General features: G+C 67.9%; 21 protein-coding genes. 9 read left to right on the forward strand and 12 right to left on the reverse strand.

Annotated elements, in window-relative coordinates; translation table 11 throughout:
- Positions 1 to 7: 7 nt before the first annotated feature.
- Together P1L40_RS06745 and P1L40_RS06750 are read right to left on the reverse strand one after the other, a co-directional pair.
- On the reverse strand, positions 8 to 475 hold the full coding sequence (locus P1L40_RS06745; RefSeq protein ID WP_284010562.1) for a DUF5812 family protein: 468 nt from the start codon (positions 473 to 475) through the stop codon (positions 8 to 10).
- Positions 476 to 527: 52 nt separating this feature from the next.
- Positions 528 to 1043 (reverse strand): DUF8056 family protein, encoded by a 516-nt coding sequence (locus P1L40_RS06750; protein ID WP_284010563.1) that lies wholly within the window; start codon positions 1041 to 1043, stop codon positions 528 to 530.
- A gap of 104 nt (positions 1044 to 1147) precedes the next feature.
- Between P1L40_RS06750 and P1L40_RS06755 the strand changes: the two genes are divergently transcribed.
- The 3 genes from P1L40_RS06755 to P1L40_RS06765 all read left to right on the forward strand — a co-directional run bounded on the left by P1L40_RS06755 (position 1148) and on the right by P1L40_RS06765 (position 3517).
- Complete coding sequence (locus P1L40_RS06755; RefSeq protein WP_284010564.1) at positions 1148 to 2443, forward strand: glucose-6-phosphate isomerase; 1296 nt, start codon at positions 1148 to 1150, stop codon at positions 2441 to 2443.
- Positions 2444 to 2531: 88 nt separating this feature from the next.
- Positions 2532 to 3323 carry a CPBP family intramembrane glutamic endopeptidase gene (locus tag P1L40_RS06760; RefSeq protein ID WP_284010565.1) on the forward strand — a complete coding sequence of 264 codons (792 nt, stop codon included), beginning with the start codon at positions 2532 to 2534 and terminating at the stop codon, positions 3321 to 3323.
- 47 nt (positions 3324 to 3370) lie between these two features.
- Positions 3371 to 3517, forward strand: a complete 147-nt coding sequence (locus P1L40_RS06765; protein WP_284010566.1) for a CopG family transcriptional regulator — start codon at positions 3371 to 3373, stop codon at positions 3515 to 3517.
- A 1-nt stretch (position 3518) separates the two neighbouring features.
- Here the strand turns inward: P1L40_RS06765 and P1L40_RS06770 are convergent, their stop codons facing one another.
- Together P1L40_RS06770 and P1L40_RS06775 are read right to left on the reverse strand one after the other, a co-directional pair.
- On the reverse strand, positions 3519 to 3977 hold the full coding sequence (locus P1L40_RS06770; RefSeq protein WP_284010567.1) for an NOB1 family endonuclease: 459 nt from the start codon (positions 3975 to 3977) through the stop codon (positions 3519 to 3521).
- Positions 3978 to 4217, reverse strand: coding sequence for a PRC-barrel domain-containing protein (locus tag P1L40_RS06775; RefSeq protein WP_284010568.1), 240 nt, complete (start codon positions 4215 to 4217; stop codon positions 3978 to 3980).
- A gap of 89 nt (positions 4218 to 4306) precedes the next feature.
- On the opposite strand from P1L40_RS06775, the gene P1L40_RS06780 reads away from it, so the two are divergent.
- The 4 genes from P1L40_RS06780 (at position 4307) to P1L40_RS06795 (ending at position 7956) form a co-directional block, all read left to right on the forward strand.
- The gene (locus tag P1L40_RS06780) at positions 4307 to 4849 is read left to right on the forward strand and encodes a plastocyanin/azurin family copper-binding protein (protein WP_284010569.1); all 543 of its coding nucleotides are present in this window, start codon (positions 4307 to 4309) and stop codon (positions 4847 to 4849) included.
- Positions 4850 to 4960: 111 nt separating this feature from the next.
- Complete coding sequence (gene infB / locus P1L40_RS06785; RefSeq protein WP_284010570.1) at positions 4961 to 6769, forward strand: translation initiation factor IF-2; 1809 nt, start codon at positions 4961 to 4963, stop codon at positions 6767 to 6769.
- A gap of 42 nt (positions 6770 to 6811) precedes the next feature.
- On the forward strand, positions 6812 to 7720 hold the full coding sequence (locus P1L40_RS06790) for a response regulator (protein ID WP_284010571.1): 909 nt from the start codon (positions 6812 to 6814) through the stop codon (positions 7718 to 7720).
- Positions 7721 to 7758: 38 nt separating this feature from the next.
- Positions 7759 to 7956, forward strand: a complete 198-nt coding sequence (locus tag P1L40_RS06795) for a DUF8015 family protein (RefSeq protein ID WP_284010572.1) — start codon at positions 7759 to 7761, stop codon at positions 7954 to 7956.
- 1 nt (position 7957) lies between these two features.
- On the opposite strand, the gene P1L40_RS06800 is transcribed toward P1L40_RS06795, so the two are convergent.
- The 4 genes from P1L40_RS06800 to pan2 form a co-directional block, all read right to left on the reverse strand.
- Positions 7958 to 8311: a DUF5811 family protein gene (locus P1L40_RS06800; RefSeq protein WP_284010573.1), complete on the reverse strand. Its 354-nt coding sequence runs from the start codon at positions 8309 to 8311 to the stop codon at positions 7958 to 7960.
- Between the two features lie 49 nt (positions 8312 to 8360).
- The gene (locus P1L40_RS06805; protein ID WP_284010574.1) at positions 8361 to 8831 is read right to left on the reverse strand and encodes a pyruvoyl-dependent arginine decarboxylase; all 471 of its coding nucleotides are present in this window, start codon (positions 8829 to 8831) and stop codon (positions 8361 to 8363) included.
- 39 nt (positions 8832 to 8870) lie between these two features.
- Positions 8871 to 10088 (reverse strand): outer membrane protein assembly factor BamB family protein, encoded by a 1218-nt coding sequence (locus P1L40_RS06810; RefSeq protein WP_284010575.1) that lies wholly within the window; start codon positions 10086 to 10088, stop codon positions 8871 to 8873.
- Between the two features lie 208 nt (positions 10089 to 10296).
- Positions 10297 to 11517, reverse strand: coding sequence for a proteasome-activating nucleotidase Pan2 (gene pan2, locus P1L40_RS06815; protein ID WP_284010576.1), 1221 nt, complete (start codon positions 11515 to 11517; stop codon positions 10297 to 10299).
- A 205-nt stretch (positions 11518 to 11722) separates the two neighbouring features.
- On the opposite strand from pan2, the gene P1L40_RS06820 reads away from it, so the two are divergent.
- Complete coding sequence (locus tag P1L40_RS06820; RefSeq protein WP_284010577.1) at positions 11723 to 12295, forward strand: hypothetical protein; 573 nt, start codon at positions 11723 to 11725, stop codon at positions 12293 to 12295.
- Positions 12296 to 12435: 140 nt separating this feature from the next.
- Positions 12436 to 12651 carry a hypothetical protein gene (locus P1L40_RS06825; RefSeq protein WP_284010578.1) on the forward strand — a complete coding sequence of 72 codons (216 nt, stop codon included), beginning with the start codon at positions 12436 to 12438 and terminating at the stop codon, positions 12649 to 12651.
- Between the two features lie 41 nt (positions 12652 to 12692).
- On the opposite strand, the gene pepF is transcribed toward P1L40_RS06825, so the two are convergent.
- From pepF to P1L40_RS06845, 4 genes are read right to left on the reverse strand one after another with little or no spacing between them, the layout of a single operon-like run.
- Positions 12693 to 14483 (reverse strand): oligoendopeptidase F, encoded by a 1791-nt coding sequence (gene pepF / locus P1L40_RS06830; protein ID WP_284010579.1) that lies wholly within the window; start codon positions 14481 to 14483, stop codon positions 12693 to 12695.
- Between the two features lie 40 nt (positions 14484 to 14523).
- A complete protein-coding gene (gene truA, locus P1L40_RS06835) occupies positions 14524 to 15321 on the reverse strand; it encodes a tRNA pseudouridine(38-40) synthase TruA (protein WP_284010580.1) in 798 nt (265 codons plus the stop codon).
- Between the two features lie 41 nt (positions 15322 to 15362).
- Positions 15363 to 16202 carry a mechanosensitive ion channel family protein gene (locus tag P1L40_RS06840; protein WP_284010581.1) on the reverse strand — a complete coding sequence of 280 codons (840 nt, stop codon included), beginning with the start codon at positions 16200 to 16202 and terminating at the stop codon, positions 15363 to 15365.
- Positions 16196 to 17263 carry a hypothetical protein gene (locus P1L40_RS06845; protein ID WP_284010582.1) on the reverse strand — a complete coding sequence of 356 codons (1068 nt, stop codon included), beginning with the start codon at positions 17261 to 17263 and terminating at the stop codon, positions 16196 to 16198. Before P1L40_RS06845 ends, P1L40_RS06840 begins: the two co-directional genes overlap by 7 nt.
- Positions 17264 to 17348 lie beyond the last annotated feature (85 nt).

The raw sequence follows: 17348 nt of genomic DNA on the forward strand, positions 1-17348 counted from the left end.
TGGCCCCTCAATCGGGGAGGTACCGGACGCTGACCACACCGCTCGCGGTCCTGATCTCGACCCGATCGACGCCCAGCCGGGCGGCCCGCGAGACGGTCGCCTCGTCCTCGACAACCTCGTCTGCGGCCGTCTCGGTCTGGTCGTCCTCGACGGTCAGAACGTGCAACTCGCCCTCGCCGGCCCGCTCACGGGTCGTCAGTTCGCCGACGGGCTGGTCGGCGGCCAGGTCTTTCGCCTGTGCGGTCGGTTCGAGGGCGACCCGCTCGACCGGGATGGTCCGCTGCTCGCGCACGGAAGCGACCTCGTAGGTCACTTCCATGGGCGGTTCGGGTTCGAGGACCCCCTCGACGACCTCGCCGGCTTCCAGCCCGGGGTTCTCCGAGAGCGTGAACACCTGTGCGTTGGTCACGTCCCGCAGCGTCGCCGACTCCTCGTCGGCGTGTGTCACCAGAAACGTGCCGTCGGTCGCTGTCATACCCCCGGGTAGCCGGCCAGGGCTCTTTCGGGTTTCGACAGCGCTCGGGAACTCACCGCAACAGCCGATGGACGGCGTACAACAGACCGACCGCCAAGAGCGGCGGCGCCAGACCGGCCAACTGTGGGAGCTCGTACAGCGTGGCGACGACGACGCTTTCGGTCGGTTCCTGGAGCGCCGGCGGCACCGAGACGACGAGGCCGACGTACAGCGAGGCGACGAAGGTCAGGGCTGCCAGACCCATCCCCCGGTCGTAGGCCGTCGAGGACCCCGTCCGACGGTGGCGGCGGGCGACGAGCAACACCGGCGCCAGCAGCGGCGCGACGACGAGCACGCCGACAAACAGGAAAAAGGCCCGCGAGAACGTGAACGTCCCGCCCCTGACCGACGAACTCGCTCCCAGGAGGACGACGATGCCGAAGACGAACACGAGCGCGATACCCAGGGTCAACAGGAGTGCGATCCCGACGTACAGTTTGAACAGCAGCGAGTCGCTGGCACGGAAGGCGTAGGGAAAGGCGCCGGGAAGCCCGTTGTACGACTCCGGTTCGTCGGCGGCGGCTGTCATTGCCTGTCGTAGGGACAGCACGTGGTTAAACGCCGTGTTTCGAGCGCCGCCGTGTCGGGACGAGCGGGCGACCAGTTATGTGGCCGGGTGCCGACCGGCCACGTATGCACGTCGATATCGGAGCAGCCCTGGCGTCGGTCGCAGACCCCGGGGTCGACGAGGACGCACTCGACGACCTGGACGACCGGGTTCGAGCGGCACACGAACGCATCGCCGCGGGACGGGCCGACGACGAGTTCGGCTACGCCTCGCTGAACCTCCCCGAGCGGACCGACCCCGCCGAGATCCGGGCGGCGGTCGAACCGGTCGCGGACGCCGAGTACGTCCTCACGGTCGGCATCGGCGGGTCGGCCCTGGGCGCGCGGACGATCACGTCGGCACTGGCCGACGAGCCAGAGCGCCACGTCGTCCTGGACAACGTCGACCCCGAGCACGTCGAGCGGACGCTGTCGGACCTCCCGCTCGCCGAGACGGCGATCAACGTCGTCTCGCGGTCGGGGACCACCGCCGAGACGCTGGCGAACTTCCTCGTCGTGCGGGAAGCCTACGAGGACGCGGGCGTCGACTGGACGGAGCTGACCGTGGTGACGACCGGCGAGGAGGGGCCGCTGCGGGAACTGGCCGACGCCGAGGACCTGCCGACGCTGCCGGTCCCCGAGGGCGTCCCGGGCCGGTTCTCGGCGCTGTCGGCCGTCGGGCTGGTGCCGCCCGCGATCCTCGGCGTCGACATCGAGGGGGTCGTCGACGGCGCGGCCGCGGTCGCCGACGACCTGGGGCCCTCGCTCCGGGACACGCCGGCGTACGCCTACGGCGCCGTCCTCCACGAACTCGAACAGGAGGGAGCCGCGGTCAACGCCGTGATGCCCTACGCCGAGCGCTTGGAGTCGTTCGCCGAGTGGATCGCCCAGCTGTTCGCCGAGAGCCTGGGGAAAGACGGCCAGGGCCAGACGCCGGTGCGAGCGCTTGGCGCGACCGACCAGCACTCCCAGCTCCAGCTCTATCGGGCCGGCCCCGCGGACAAGGTCGTCACCTTCGTCCGCCCCGGCGAGCGGCCCGAACTGTCGATCCCGTCGGCCGACCACGAGGCGCTGTCGTATCTCGACGGCGTCGGCCTGGGCGAACTCATCGACGCCGAGTACGACGCGACGGTGGCGAGTCTGCCGGCGGCCGACCGGCCGGCCATCGAGGTCGAGATCGACCGGCTGGACCCACAGGGCGTCGGCGAACTGCTGTACGCGATGGAGGCCGCCTGTGTGCTGATGGGCGAACTGGCCGAGGTGGAGACGTTCACCCAGCCCGCCGTCGAGTGGGGTAAGCGGGCCACGCGGGCGCTGATCCAGGGCGAGTCCACCGAGGAGACACGGGTCGTCGACGAGCGGACGAACTACGTCGTCGACTGACGCCCCCGGCCACGCCCGGGCGGCCGACGTGCCACCTGGACAACCGGTGGGGTCTTTTACGTCCGTTGCGTAGCGTGGGTATCAGCTGATGGCACCATCGCGTCCGTACGTCGAGATCGCAGACGGCGAGACGATCCTCGTGAGCTCCGTCCGCGCGCTCGCGGTCGTCGCAGCCGCGTTCGTCCTCGCATCGCTGCTCGGTCAGGTCGGGATGAGCGCCGTGGGCGTCCAGTCCGTCGAAGCCCTCCAGGGGAACCCGCTGTTGAACGCGAGCGTCCAGGGCCTCTCGTTCGTCGGCTTCCTGGCCGCCTCCGCGGGGTATCTCTGGCTCCGTCGGGAGTCAGAGATCGTCCACTACCGGACGCCGGCCCTCTCGGACGCCGGGTGGGCGCTGGTCGGTGTCGTCGGCATCCTCGTCGCCGCGCTCCTGATGGGCGTCGTCGTCGAGGCGCTGTCGGCGCTGGCCGAGGCGCTCTTCGGCACGGAGATCACGACCGGCCAGAACAGCATCATCACGCAGGGCCAGCAAAACCCCCAGTTGTTCCTCTACATGATCCCCGTCGCCCTCTTCCTGGTCGGGCCGGGCGAGGAACTCGTCTTTCGCGGGGTCGTCCAGGGACTGTTCCGGCGCTCGTTTGGCGTCGTACCGGGGCTGATCGTCGCCAGCGGCCTGTTCGGGCTGGGCCACTACTTCGCGATCAGTTCCGGCAGCGCCTGGACGTACATCCTCGTCGCCGGCTCGCTGGGGCTCGTACTCGGCGTGATCTACGAGTACACCGAGAACATCGTCGTCCCTGCGGTCACGCACGGCCTCTGGAACGCCGGACTGTTCGCGCTCCAGTACTATCTGGCGACGACCGGCGCACAGCTCCCCGCATGACGGCTGTCTGACGGGTGTTTATCCGCTCGGACGAGCAACGTGGTGGCATGCCAACCCGGTACACGGTCGTGTGTGACGACGACCAGTCCCGGGTGATCGAGACGCTGGCGCGTCGCTACGGCATAACGTCGGAAGAAGTGATCCAGCAGCTCATCGAGTCCGGGCTGGACGACATCGAGAACACGCCGGCGTAGCTCAGGCGGGGTTCTTCCGCGAGAGCGAACTGCCACACACCGGACAGCGGTCGTGGTTCTCCTCGAACTCCCGGCCACAGCCGGCACACTGGAACAGCCAGTCGCGGCGCTCGCTGATCCCCTCGCGGGCGATCACTTCGACGGTCACGTCGAGTTTCTCGGCGACGTTCTGCATCGCGTAGTCGTCGGTGACTAAGGTCCCGTCCAGTTCGAACGCGGCGGCGACGAGCTGGATGTCGGTGCCCGAGAGCTCGTCGAGGTCGCCAGTCTCACCGGCGGCGCGTCTGATCCGCTCGACCGTGTTCTCCTCCGGGATGTGGAGGTGCATCCCCGAACCTTCGAGCGCGTCGAACCGGTATGCGGCCTCGTCTTCGAGTTCCTCGCGGACCTCGGGTACTGCGGCTATCCGTTCGTCTGTGTGATACTCGTTGATGAAAGCGGACGAATCGAGAACGTACATCTACCGTTGGACGATCATGTGGTCTTTCACGGCCTTCACGCGTTCGACGGGGACGAGCAGACGGCCTTGGTCACTGTACTCGAACTCGCTGTCGCGAACGGTCTCGGCGGGGTCGATGATGAGGTGTTCGAGCGACCCCGACGCGAGGTCCATCGTGATGTTGTAGAGGCTGCCCAGTTCGGCGCCGTCAGTACCCATCACGTCCTTTCCGGAGAGGTTCTCCGCGAGTATCTCTGGCATACCCCCATGTTCCGGGTGGGGTTACATAAACGCCACGGGGATGTCTGACGCGGCACGTCACTTATCCGGGTCGCTTCCCGAGTCGACACATGGATCGAACCAGACGGCGGGTCCTCGCGGCACTGGCAGCCGGCGTCACCGGGAGCCTGGCAGGCTGTGGCGGTGACGGCGGCAGTGGCGGCGACGCGACGCCGACAGCGACGGACACGCCGACCGACACCGCGACAGCGACCGAGACGGAGACGGCAACACCCACGCCGACCCCGACGGCCACGGAGACGCCGACCCCGACGGCGACACCGACAGCGACCAAGACGGCGACGCCGGCGGTCGACCCCGAGCAGGTCGTCGCCGTCGCCCCCGACGGGTTCGTCTTCGCGCCCGAGACGTTCACCGTCCCGGTCGGCGCGACCGTCCAGTGGCGCTGGGAGGGCGACTTCCACAACGTCAGACCCGACGAGGGCGGGATTCCCGGGGACAGCGAGTGGACCGGCACGCCCGGCGGCGACAGCCAGACCTACCGGACCGGCTACGTCTACGACCACACCTTCGAGGTGCCGGGCGAGTACGGCTACCACTGCGAGCCCCACCAGAGCGTCGGGATGGTCGGCTCGTTCACCGTCACGGAGTGAGCCCGAGCGCGGGGAAAGAGCGGGCTCCGGCCCCGTATCGGACCGGCGAGCGGATGACGGTGAACTTAACTGGCGTGGCCGACTGGGTTCTGCCAACTTCTGGAGCCATCTATGTCTGACACGGACGCCCCCCCAGAGACGGACGCCGACACCCTCAGAACACCCATCGTGGCCGTCCTCGGCCACGTCGACCACGGGAAGACGAGCCTGCTCGACCGGGTCCGCGGCTCGGCCGTGGCCGCCGGCGAGTCCGGCGCGATCACCCAGCACATCGGTGCGACCGCCGTTCCCCTCTCCGTGATCTCGGAGATCGCCGGCGAACTGGTCGACCCGACGGACTTCGACCTCCCGGGCCTGCTGTTTATCGACACGCCCGGGCACCACTCGTTCTCGACGCTCCGTTCGCGTGGCGGCGCCCTGGCCGACATCGCCATCCTCGTCGTCGACGTAAACGACGGGTTCCAGCCACAGACCCTGGAGGCCATCGACATCCTCAAGCGGACCCAGACCCCCTTCATCGTGGCCGCGAACAAGATCGACACCGTCCCCGGGTGGCGACCGAACGAGAACGCGCCGGTCCAACAGACAATGGAGACCCAGTCCGAGCGAGTCCAGTCGGACCTGAACGAGAACCTCTACGAGATCATCGGCGAACTCTCGGACAACGGCTTCTCGGCGGACATGTACTGGCGGGTCCAGGACTTCCAGGCCAACATCGGGGTCGTCCCCGTCTCGGCCGAGACCGGCGAGGGCGTCCCGGACCTGCTGACGGTGATGATGGGCCTCTCCCAGCGGTACATGAAAGACGAGATGGCGATCGACGCCGCCGGCCCGGGCGTCGGGACCGTCCTCGAAGTGAAAGACACCCAGGGGTTCGGGACGACGCTCGACGCCATCATCTACGACGGGACGATCCGGGCCGACGACACCATCGTCGTCGGCGGGCTCCAGGGACCGATCGTCACGGACGTGCGCGCGCTGCTCCGGCCGCGGCCCCTCGAAGAGATCCGCACCGAACAGAAGTTCGAGCAGGTCGACGCGGTCGCGGCCGCCGACGGCGTGAAGATCGCAGCGCCCGACCTCGACGGCGCGATGGCCGGCGCGCCCATCCGGGTGATCCGCGACCGTGACCGCAGCGAGGTCATCGCGGAGGTCGAGGCCGAACTGGCCGGCATCGAGGTGACGACCCAGGAGGAAGGCGTCGTCGTCAAGGCCGACACGCTGGGGTCGCTGGAGGCCATCTCCAGCACGCTCGAAGAGGAGGAGATCCCGATCATGCGCGCGGAGGTCGGTGCGGTCGCGCCGCGGGACATCAGGGTCGCCGAGACGGCCAACGAGCCGACCCACCGGGCGATCCTGGCTTTCTCCGTCGAGGTACTCGACGACGCCCGCGACCTGGCCGAACAGGAGGATGTCGAACTGTTCGAGAACGACGTGATCTACCAGCTCATCGAGGAGTACGACGACCACGTCACCGCCATCGAGGAGGCCCAGCAGGAACAGATCCTCGAGAACATCACCCGACCGGCGAAGTTCCGGATCCTCAAAGACCACACCTTCCGACAGTCGGACCCGGCCGTCGTCGGCGTCGAGGTCCTCTCCGGGCTGCTCCGCCGGAACGTCAACGTCGTCCGCTGGGAGGGGGGCGATCCCAAGCGTGTCGGCCGGCTCAAGACGATCCAGGACGAGGGCGAGGATGTCGACGAGGCCCGCACCGGCGAGCGGATGGCCGTCTCCATCGACGGGCCGACGGTCGGTCGGCAGGTCGAGGAGGGCGACGATCTGTGGGTCGAACTCCCGGAGAAACACGCGAAGATCCTCGAACAGGAACTGCGGGAGGACATCTCGGTCGACGAGCGCGAGGCGCTGTCGATGTACTTAGAGAAGCGTCGCGAGCAGGAGCCGTTCTGGGGCAAGTGAGCCGCCGGTGGCTCTTTGTATCAGAGTGTAGATAGTGAACGTATGAGTGCCGTCGGCGGCGGACCGATCCGGCTGCTCTGTGTCGACGACGAGCGGGACTTCGCCGAGTTGACGGCACAACGGCTCGAAACGGTCGACGACCGTTACCGGACAGCCATCGTCGAGAGCGCCGACGCCGCCGAGGAACAGCTCGCCGCCGAGCCGGTCGACTGTGTCGTCAGCGACTACGACATGCCCGACCGAACGGGCCTCGACCTGCTGGAGGCCGTCCGGGCCGAACACGGGGACCTCCCGTTCATCCTCTTCACCGCGAAAGGCTCCGAGGAGATCGCGAGCGCCGCGATCTCAGCCGGCGTCACCGACTACGTCCAGAAACGGGTCAGCGGCGACCAGTACACGCTGCTGGCCAACCGGATCAACCAGGCCGTCGAGCAGTACCGGACGAACCGTGAACTGGAGTGGTACCGAACCGTCGTCGAGGCCGTCGACGATCTGGTCTACGCGGTCGATCCCGAGGGGACGGTCCTCTTCGCCGCAAACACCGTCGAGCTGACCGGCTACCGGCCCGAACGGCTGGTCGGCCGGCACATCTCGTTGGTGATGGGCGAACAGAGCAGACAGAAGGCGCGCGAGCGGATCGACCGACTGCGTGACGACCCCGACCACGAGTCGGCGACGTTCGAGCGAACGCTCGAAGACGCCGACGGCAACGAGATTCGCTGTGCGGACCACATGGCGTTGCTCCCGGCCGACGACGATGGGTTTCGCGGGACGGCCGGCATCGTCAGGCGGTTCGACGACGCCCAGCACGACCCCGAATCGCTCGCGCGGCTCCGCGATCTCCTGGCCGAACACCAGTCCAGCGGCGACGACGCGCTCGTCGAGCAGGCCAGGGAACTCGCCGCGGACCTGACCGCCGACTCCGATCGCACGGCTGGCGGGATCGAGTAATAATATTTAATTAGCGGGCGGACGATGCTTCAGGTACGATGCCGGGTGCCCCCTCCGTCTCGACCGCCGACATCGTTCTGGCCAGTATTGCGCTCTCGATGCTCCTGGCCGGAGTGGGTGCGGTCGTCTCCTCGCTCAGTATCGTCGCCGCACTGGCCGCCGGCAGCCTGCCGGCCAGTGGTTCGATCGGGTACGCGCTGTTTTACAACCCGCCGGTCGACTCCGGCGCCGCCTGAGCTACTGTGCCGTCGGGGTGTCGTCCCCGTTCATCACCTGCTTGACCTGGAGCGCGGCGGAGGCGGCGATCCCGCGTGCGAGTTCGTCGCGTTCGGTGTCGCTGATCGCGATCTCCTCGGCGTTGTCCGGCGTGTAATCGGCACTGACGACCGATCCGACCGGCGGCTGGACGGCGATGCGCGCTCGCGGGCCGGCCTGCCCGTTGCTGATCTCGGAGCCGACGACGAACTCACCGGGCAGTAGTTCGCGTGTTCGGGCGGCGACGTTGGCGAGGTCCCTGCGCAGCTGGTGGCGCTGTTCGGACGTGAGCGTCACCGTCTCGGTGTCCCCACCGAACGGCGTGTTGCCATACATGGACGTTCCTGCACAGGTAGGAGGCGGGGTAGTAAAAACCCCCTGACTCTCACACGACTGGCCGGCTCTCGCCGTAGGTGGCGAGGACGACCGTGCTGGCGTGTGTCTCGTCTGGCTCGACCGAACGGACGACGACCTCCTCCTCGACGAACTCCCACTCTCGCAGGTCCCGCCCGGCCGCCAGGCCCTCGCGGATCTCCGCGCGGACCGCGTCGGGGTCCTCGCCGTCGACCTCGTAGAAGATGCCCGGGCCGTCGGCGGTGCGTGCCCAGCCGACACCCGCCGCGACGCGCTCGCCGGGGGCGGCCGTCGCCGCCGACTGGACGACCTCCAGGGCCTCGCCCGGCGGACCGAGCGTCGGGGCCTCCCCGACGACCTCGATGGCCGGTCCCGCCGGGATGACCGACGAGAGCGTCACGAGGTTGTAGTTGTGGACGCCCGCCTCGGCGAGGGCGGCGTCGTACGACGAGAGCGCCGTCGGGCCCGTCGCGGTCCCCCACACGACCCGGATGGTACTCATAGCCGACTCTCGACGGGCCTGGCGGTAAGGGGTTTCGCTTCAGCCCGTCGCCGTGAGTTTGTAACACATCCCGGGCCGGTCGGCCTCGCCGTCGACCGCCCGCTCGGCGTAGTAGACCGCCGAGTCGGTCACCAGCGGCGCGCTCGTGACGTGCCCGCGGTTGCCGACCGTCCACGCCACGTCGCCGGTCGCTCGCTCGACGGCGTAGAGGGTCGTGTCGTAGGAGCCCACGAGGACGTGCTCGCGCGTGGCGACGGCGCTGCCGATGAGCCAGCCGCCGGCGTCGAGTTCCCACTGCTGTTCCCCACTCTGGAGGTCGATCGCGTAGAGGTGTTCGTCGTGGCTCCCGACGAAGACGGTGCCGTCGTGGACCGCCGGGGCGCACATCACGTCCTCGTCGGTCTCGAACGTCCAGACCTCGCTGCCGTCGGTGACATCGACGCCCGTCACGGTCGCGGACCACGAGGGGACGACGGCCACGCCGTCGGCGACGGCGATCGGGGCCTTGATCTCCGCGCCCGTGTCGTACGTCCAGGCCCGCTCCAGCCCGGGAAACGTCCAGGCGTAGCAGTGGCCGTCGTTCGAGCCAAAGAGGAGTCGTCCCCGCTCGCGGTCGATCGTCACCGTCGAGTGAGGGTGGTTGGTCGGTCGGGAGTCCCGCCACTGTACGTCGCCGGTCGCGGCGTCGACCGCCGCGACGCTGCCGCTGGGGGCCGCGTGCTCGACCGCGACGTACAGCGTCCCGTTGTAGTAGGTGGGGCTGGCGCCGATCGCGTCCCCCAGGCTCGTTCGCCACTTCCGGCGGCCGGTCTCTATGTCGATGGCCGACACCGCGCCGTCGTAGGCACCGATGTAGGCGGTGCCGTTGGCGATGGCCGGCGTCCCGTGGCTCCCGCGACTGGCCGCCGTGAACGTCGTCGCCCACCGGACCTCGCCGTCGGGCGTTATCGAGCGGAGCCGGCCGGTGTCGTCCGCGAGGACGACGTTACCCGCCGGGTCCAGCACCGGGCTCCCCTTCGCCGCGGTGTGGTCGCCGCGGTTGGTCGGCAGTTCCCAGGTCTTCTCGACGGCCCCCGGAAGCGACACGTCGCGGTACCCCTGGTTCAACAGCCCCTGGCGGAACTGCGTCGAGGCGTGCTCGTCCAGCGCGGTCGAGGCCAGCGGGTCGAAAGACCCCTGACAGCCCGCGAGCGATCCGACGACGGCCGTTCCCACGCCCGCGAGGAACGCCCGCCGGCTCCGTCCCGTCTCGTCCATGCCGCCCGCTACCGGACGGCGTGGCTTAAATCGCGCGGGGACGGGACGGTCCGATGGACGGCCAGAGGCGACAGCGATGCGATCGGCCGGAAGTGGCCTCCGTGCCACTTCCCGGGGACGGGCAGGCCTGTCCGGCCGTTTTCCCCACGTTCGATAGCGCTTCGCGGGCTGGAAAGGGGCAACGCGAACCCGACGCAGTAAAAGGTGGTCAGGCGAACGCGACCGGCCCGCTGCCCGTCTCCTCGTCGGTGTCGATCTTCGCCAGCGCCTCGTGGAAGTCGGACTGTTCGACGGTCGTCCGGCCCTCCCGGATGGCGAACATCCCGGCTTCCGTCGCGAGCGAGGCCAGTTCCGCACCGGAGAGGCCGTCGGTCTCGTGGGCGAACGCGCCCAGATCGACACCGTCGGCCAGGTTCATCTCCTCGGTGTGGATCTCCAGGATGCGGCTGCGGCCCTCGTGGTCCGGGTTCGGGACTTCGATGAGGCGGTCGAACCGGCCGGGCCGGAGGATCGCCCGGTCGAGCATGTCGAAGCGGTTGGTCGCCGCGATGATCCGGATCTCGCCGCGGTCGTCGAACCCGTCCATCTCCGAGAGCAGTTGCATCATCGTCCGCTGGACCTCTGCGTCCCCGGAGGTCTTCGACTCCGTACGTTTGGCCGCGATAGCGTCGATCTCGTCGATGAAGATGATCGCGGGCTGGCGCTCGCTGGCGAGTTCGAACAGGTCACGCACCAGGCGGGCGCCCTCGCCGATGAACTTCCGGACGAGTTCGGAGCCGGCCATCTTGATGAACGTGGCGTCGGTCTCGTTAGCGACGGCTTTGGCGAGCATCGTCTTCCCGGTGCCGGGCGGGCCGTGTAGCAGGACGCCGCTTGGCGGTTCGATCCCGACCTCGCGGAACTGCTCGGCGTTGACCAGCGGTTCCTCGACGGCTTCCCGGACCTCGCGGATCTGTTCTTCGAGGCCGCCGATGTCGTCGTAGGTCACGTCCGGCGAGCCGTCGACCTGCATCGCCTGTGCGCGGGCGTCGGTCTCCGGTTCGAGGACCTGCTTGACCGAGAACGAGTCGTTGATCGCGACGCGGTCGCCGGCGTCCAGACCCTCGCGGATCGACGGGGCGACTTCCGTCAGGACTTCCTGGTTGTTGCCGTGTTGCTTGACGACGACGCCGTCGTCGAGCATCTCCTCGGCGGTGGCGATGTACAGCGAGGAGGTCTTGAGCGTCTCGTTTTCCCGTTCGAGCTGATCGACCTGACCCGTCAGATCGTGCTGTCGGCTCCGGGCGCTTTCGAGCTGTTCGGTGAGCTGTTCGTTGACGCGGACAATGTCGACGAAGTGTTCCCTGAGCGCCGCCAACCGCTCGTCGGGTGTCATATCGGGGTCGAGGTCCAGCCGTGGTCGTTCCGGAAGCGAAGGACTACGCGACATTTGGATACCGGGTACTACGTCGCTGCTATACAAAGGGCCTTTGGGTCGCTCACGGACTGAGATGCGGTCGCGGTCGCACACGGCATTAATATACGCAGGACTACTAGCCGGGAGCACATGCGAACCCGCCACGGAATGCCGTCGGTCGCCGACCTGAACGGTTCCGAGACGTGCCACCGCTCAACACGGGCAGAGGTGACCGACGGTGCCTGAGTGTGACTACTGCGGAACGTCGTTCAACGACGAGGACGACTACCTCTCGCACCTGGAAAACGTACACCAGGACGAACTCGGCCCGATCGACAGGCGTCGAGTGGGAGGGGAGGACGACGGCGGGCTCCCGACGGGGCAACTCGCCGTCGCCGGCGTCGCGATCGGGATCGTCGCGCTCCTGGGTGGGGTCCTGGTCCTCTCGATCGGTGGCGGTGGCGGCGGCGAGGTCGGCGCGGCCGGCAGCGCTCACTACCACGGGACGATCCAGATGAACGTCCTGGGCGACCGCGTCGACTTCACACAGGACCAGTACCAGCTTCAGGACGACCGGTTCCACTTCGAGGGTGACGGCCGCTGGCACGCCCACGCGACCGGCGTGACGCTTGGCTACGGGATGGAGTCGCTCGGGATCGGCGTCACCGACTCCTCGGTCCGGTTCCAGGGGACCAATTACACCGAGGCCGACGGCTACGCGATCAGCGTGACCGTCAACGGCGACACCGTCTCGCCCGGCTACACCCTCCAGGACGGCGACACCGTGCGGATCGCCGTCGAAGAGAGTTGACTCGGTAACACCGTGTCGTAGGAACGTCTGCACGACCTGTTTCGTCAAGATCTGGTCGAGCTGTCCGAGCGATACGCCTGCGAACCTACCGGATTTCATTGACCCCAAGCGATATACAGTCTAGCAGCTACTATTCTGACATGTCCAAGAATGTCCGCAAGTCGCTTGCAGACCGGTATAATCCGAGTATTCAGTCTACGATGATTGTACTGCTGGGCTCCAGCGTTAGCCTCTTTCTGCTCCTCAACAATCCCGATTTTACGAACCCGTACTACCGTTTCGGAGTCGGAGTAATGAGCTTCGCAATCGTCTTTGCGGCGCTTGTGCTCGTTTCTGAGCTACTGAAGCGTCGATAGGCTACTAGCCGGTGCGTACTCTGTGAGACCCCGTGGCCGTCCTACAGGAGCTGTTCGAACTCGTCGAGGTACTCGCCGTACGTATCGAGTGCCGACTGCACCGGCTCGGGACTCGCCATGTCGACGCCGGCGTCACGCAGCAGTTCCAGCGGGTACTGTCGGGAGCCGCTTTGCAGGAAGTCGACGTACCGCTGTGCGGCGGGTTCGCCCTCCGAGAGGATGGTGTCGACGAGCGCGACCGCCGCCGAGATACCGGTCGCGTACTGGTAGACGTAGAAGGCCCGGTAGAAGTGGGGAATCCGCATCCACTCGCGGGCGATCCGGTCGTCGAGCACCGCCGGCTCGTAGTAGTCGCCTTTCAGCTCCGCGTAGAGGTCGTCGAGCCGGTCGGGCGTCAGGGGCTGGCCGGCCTCGGCCATCTCGTGAGTCCGGTGTTCGAACTCCGCGAACATCGTCTGCCGATAGAGGGTCGACCGGAACCGTTCGAGGTACTCGTTGAGGACGTGTCGGCGCAGGGTGGCGTCCTCGACAGTCTCCAGAAGGTGGTGCGTGAGCAGCGTCTCGTTGACCGTACTGGCGACCTCGGCGACGAAGATCTCGTAGCCCGAGTAGACGTAGGGCTGTTCCTCGCTCGTGTACTCCGAGTGCAGCGAGTGACCCAGTTCGTGCGCCAGCGTGTACATCGACTCCACGTCGTCCTGGTAGTTCATCAGGATGAACGGCTGTGAGTCGTAGGTGCCCCCGGAGTAAGCCCCGGACTGTTTGTGTTTGGTCTCGTAGACATCGACCCAGCGCGAGTCCAGCCCCTCGGCCAGTCGGGACTGGTAGTCCTCGCCCAGCGGCGCGACGGCCTCGGTGACGTACTCACAGGCCTGTTCGTACTCGATTTCGGGGGACTCCCCCTGGACGAGCGGCGTGTAGATGTCCCACATCCGGAGTTCGTCCGCACCGATTGCCTCCCGTTTCAGATCGGCGTGGTGGTGGAGGGTGTCGAGGTTCTCGTGGACAGTGTCGACGAGCGTGTCGTACACCTCGACGGGGACGTTCGGGCCGTCGAGCGCGGCCTCGCGGGCGGTGTCGTAGTCCCGGGCCTGGGCGAGTTTCACGTCGGTCTTGACGGCGTTCTTGTACGCCGCACCGACGGCGTTGCGCACCGTCTCCCACTCGTCGTAGAAGGCCTCGTACACCCGCTGGCGGAACGCCCGGTCGGGGTGTTTCTGGAGCGTCGTGAAGTTGTTGAGCGTGATCGGCTGGGCGTCGCCGTCGGGGTCTTCGACGGTCGGGAACTCCATGTCGGCGTTGGCGAGCATGTTGTACACCTCGCCGGGGGCGCCGGTCACCTCGCCCAGTTCGGCCAGGAGGGTCTCGACCTCGGCCGACCGGGTGTGTTCTTTCATCCGGTGAACGTCGTCGAAGTAGTGTTCGTAGTCGGAAAGCGCCGGTTCGGCCTCGATCATCGCCTCGATCTCGGCCCACTCCAGGGACTGCAGTTCGGGTTCGAGGAACGAGGCGGCGGAACTCGCGTCCGAGGACAGCGACTGCGACCGGGCGGTCAGGGCCTGGTAGGTGTCGTCGGTCGTGTCCTCGTCCCGGCGCATCCGGGCGTAGGCGGCCACGTTCGAGACGCTCCGCATCAGTTCCTCGTACGTTTCGAGGGTCTCCCGGAGCGTCGCGGCGTCGTCGGTCGCCCGCCCCTCGTAGGCGGCCAGGTCCTCGACCAACTCCTCGGCCGTCTCGAAGGCGGCCTCCCACGCCTCGTCGTCGGCGTAGAGGGACGCCAGTTCCCACTTGTACTCCTCGTCGATATCGCTGCGCGCGGGCACCGAACTCATGCCACGGCGTAGGGACGGCCCCGAAGTAAGCCTTTATGGGCTACTCCAGTCCGTCCAGAACCGTGCCGGCGACGCGGGTGCCGGCGGCCCGCTGGGCGCGCAGGTCCCCGAACACCTTGCGGGCACTTTCGAGCGCGTCGGCGTCCGTCGTGAACTCGACACCGGGGTAGTCCACGCCCGTCAGCACGAGCGGCTGTGCGGGCGCCGGAGCGACGCCTTCCGGTCCGTCCAGCGGCTCGGGCGCCAGCACTCGGTCGACGGCCGACGGCTCCCGCTGACCGCGCGCGATCTCGGCGACGAGGCCGACGACCCGACGGACGAGTTGGCGGCAGAACCCGTCGGCGGTCAGTCCCACCACGAGAAACTCGCCGTCACGGTGAAGCTCCATCGAGAGGTCTCTGACCGTGCCCGTCTCGTCCGGCGTGAGGTTGTGGAAGTCGTGCTCGCCGGTCAGTGCAGAAAGGGCCGTCCGCGCCCGCTTGTCGTCGACCGCCGGCGCGTGGAGGTGGTAGGTGTAGCGGCGCCGAGCGGCGTCGTGAGTCGCGTGGAACGTCTCGGGGACGCTCGCGCTCGCCCAGGCCCGTACGCTCGCGGGGAGTTCACTGTTGAACGCGGCCGGCGAGAGCCAGTCGGGTGCCCCGAAGGCGACGGTCTGGGCGAGTGCCGAGACGCCAGCGTCCGTGCGCCCGGCCGCCGCGTACCCTTCCGGAACCGCGCCGTCGGTCACCCCGAGTCGGTCGAGTGCGGCCAGGAGTTCGTCCGCGACGGTGCCCACGTCGGGCTGGCGCTGGAAGCCGTGGAACGGCCGGCCGTCGTAGGCGATCCGGTAGGCGCGCATCGCCGGGGGTTCGCGGCCCGGCTACTTGGAGTCCTCGGGACTCACTCCGGCGGGCGCTCGTCGATCCCGCCGGCGGGCGCCCGCGGGGACTCGATGCCGGCCTCGGCAAACGCCGCCAGTACCCGCTCGGTCACGTCGGACTTGAACGCGAACTCGTTGCGGAGGTCGTTGACGTACGCTTTCCCCGTGATCGTCCGGTAGTAGAGGTCGTCCTCGACGACGACGGTGGCGGGGTGGGTCTCGGTGACGTAGACGTACGGCGAGGTGACCAGCGCCTCCTCGACGATCTCGTGGGCGCGGCCCACGTCGGCGTCGACCCCGATGTAGAACTCGACGACCGCGAGCATCGCCGTCTCGCCGTCGTTGGCGTTCGATATCGACTGGTTCAGGAAGACGAAGTTCGGGACGACCACGAGCGTGTCGTTGGGCGTGACGAGCGAGGTCGACCGCAGGCCGATGTCGGTGATCTCGCCGTAGTGATCGCCTAAGCCGACCTTGTCCCCGACCTGGTAGGGCTGTTCGAGGACGAGGATGACCCCGCCGACCAGGTCCGCGAGCAGGTCCTTCAGTCCCAGGCCGATCGCCGCGCCCAGCAGCCCGGAGATGGCGACCAGTTGCGTGGACGTGAGCTCGAAGAGGATGCGGACGACGAGATACAGCGCCCCGCCGTAGACGAGGAACTTCAGGAGCGGGATCAACAGCGTCACGCGAAAGCGGTGATGTTCCAGTCGGTCGGCGACCGTCGTCAACACGAAACTCAGCCCGCGGGCGACGACGTAGGCGACGACCATGACGACGAGGGCGTTGAGCACCGTCCCGGCCTCGATCGCCACCGGCGGGACCGCCTCCCCGCCGGTACCGACCTGGAGCGGGTTCACCACAGCAGTTGCCTCCGTGTGAGTTCCGCGACCGCCGGGTGGAGCCCGACCGGGCGAAGCGAGATCTCCCGGCCCGCAACGTCGACGACGCCCATGTTTGCCAGCGTCTGGACCGCGGTGTCGATGCGCTCGCGGTCGAGCATCGACGCCAGTCGGTCCCGGTCGAGCCCCTCCATCGCCACGACGTGCCAGAGGAGATACGCCGTCTCGTCGGCCAGGCCGGTACAGTCCGCGACCGGGTCCCTGACGTAGCGGGGCGCGATCTCGCGACCGTCCTCGGTCTCGCGGACGCTCCGATCCCACAGCGAGGTGGCGATGCCCGGGTTGCCGTGTGAGACCCGGCGGAGTTTCTCGTAGACGACCGCCTGAAGCTGGGTGTCCTCGTCGCTCCACCAGGAGGCGACCCAGGCCGGGTTCGGGCGGACGTAGGGGAGCCGGACGGTCCGGTCGCCCCACAGATCGACCGGGTACCGGCCCACGTCGACGGTCTTGATCCGGCCGGCGGCTCCGGTCTCGACGAACGTCGGGAGCGAGTCCCCGACGTGTGCCCGGACGACGGCCTCGATCTGCTCGGCGTCCATCGGCGGCAGGCGGATCTCCAGGGGAAAGGACTGATCGACACGCCGAACCGCGGCGAGGTACCGCCAGGAGTAGCGGTTCCACGTCGTCACGACGAGTTGGTTGGTCATCGCCAGCCGTTCGAGGAACTCGTCGAGCACGTCGAACCCGCCGACACAGCGGCGGTAGAGGTAGTGACAGTCCGCCAGCAGAAGCGCCCTGTCGGTCGGAATCTCGGGGAGCGGTTCCTCACCGGTCACCACCTCCGAGAGGGTCACCCGCCGGGCCTGCTCGCCGAGCAACTCCTCGGCGTATTCGAGGAGTGCGGTCCGCCCAGCGAACGGGTCCGAGACGATGGCGACGTTGGAGTCGACCCGGTCGAGGGTCTTGTCGTCGTCGAGGTACTCCGCGACCGCCGTCGACAGCAGTTCGACCTGCGTGCCCAGCCCCGCCGCTCGCAGATGATCGACCGGGATCGTCACCGGACACCCCCCCTGTACTGACATGCCAGTTGGTTCAATCAGTCCGGCGATGTCGCATAAAGGTTCGCACGCGCCGGGAACGGACACCCCACACTTAGGACGATGAGTC

Source organism: Haloarcula pelagica (assembly GCF_030127105.1).
Taxonomy (GTDB): Archaea; Halobacteriota; Halobacteria; order Halobacteriales; family Haloarculaceae; genus Haloarcula; species Haloarcula pelagica.

Coding starts and splice junctions, on each gene's coding strand:
- P1L40_RS06745 (WP_284010562.1), bottom strand. CDS start 475: ATGACAGCGACCGACGGCACGTTTCTGGTGACACACGCCGACGAGGAG.
- P1L40_RS06750 (WP_284010563.1), bottom strand. CDS start 1,043: ATGACAGCCGCCGCCGACGAACCGGAGTCGTACAACGGGCTTCCCGGC.
- P1L40_RS06755 (WP_284010564.1), top strand. CDS start 1,148: ATGCACGTCGATATCGGAGCAGCCCTGGCGTCGGTCGCAGACCCCGGG.
- P1L40_RS06760 (WP_284010565.1), top strand. CDS start 2,532: ATGGCACCATCGCGTCCGTACGTCGAGATCGCAGACGGCGAGACGATC.
- P1L40_RS06765 (WP_284010566.1), top strand. CDS start 3,371: ATGCCAACCCGGTACACGGTCGTGTGTGACGACGACCAGTCCCGGGTG.
- P1L40_RS06770 (WP_284010567.1), bottom strand. CDS start 3,977: ATGTACGTTCTCGATTCGTCCGCTTTCATCAACGAGTATCACACAGAC.
- P1L40_RS06775 (WP_284010568.1), bottom strand. CDS start 4,217: ATGCCAGAGATACTCGCGGAGAACCTCTCCGGAAAGGACGTGATGGGT.
- P1L40_RS06780 (WP_284010569.1), top strand. CDS start 4,307: ATGGATCGAACCAGACGGCGGGTCCTCGCGGCACTGGCAGCCGGCGTC.
- infB (WP_284010570.1), top strand. CDS start 4,961: ATGTCTGACACGGACGCCCCCCCAGAGACGGACGCCGACACCCTCAGA.
- P1L40_RS06790 (WP_284010571.1), top strand. CDS start 6,812: ATGAGTGCCGTCGGCGGCGGACCGATCCGGCTGCTCTGTGTCGACGAC.
- P1L40_RS06795 (WP_284010572.1), top strand. CDS start 7,759: ATGCCGGGTGCCCCCTCCGTCTCGACCGCCGACATCGTTCTGGCCAGT.
- P1L40_RS06800 (WP_284010573.1), bottom strand. CDS start 8,311: ATGTATGGCAACACGCCGTTCGGTGGGGACACCGAGACGGTGACGCTC.
- P1L40_RS06805 (WP_284010574.1), bottom strand. CDS start 8,831: ATGAGTACCATCCGGGTCGTGTGGGGGACCGCGACGGGCCCGACGGCG.
- P1L40_RS06810 (WP_284010575.1), bottom strand. CDS start 10,088: ATGGACGAGACGGGACGGAGCCGGCGGGCGTTCCTCGCGGGCGTGGGA.
- pan2 (WP_284010576.1), bottom strand. CDS start 11,517: ATGTCGCGTAGTCCTTCGCTTCCGGAACGACCACGGCTGGACCTCGAC.
- P1L40_RS06825 (WP_284010578.1), top strand. CDS start 12,436: ATGTCCAAGAATGTCCGCAAGTCGCTTGCAGACCGGTATAATCCGAGT.
- pepF (WP_284010579.1), bottom strand. CDS start 14,483: ATGAGTTCGGTGCCCGCGCGCAGCGATATCGACGAGGAGTACAAGTGG.
- truA (WP_284010580.1), bottom strand. CDS start 15,321: ATGCGCGCCTACCGGATCGCCTACGACGGCCGGCCGTTCCACGGCTTC.
- P1L40_RS06845 (WP_284010582.1), bottom strand. CDS start 17,263: ATGTCAGTACAGGGGGGGTGTCCGGTGACGATCCCGGTCGATCATCTG.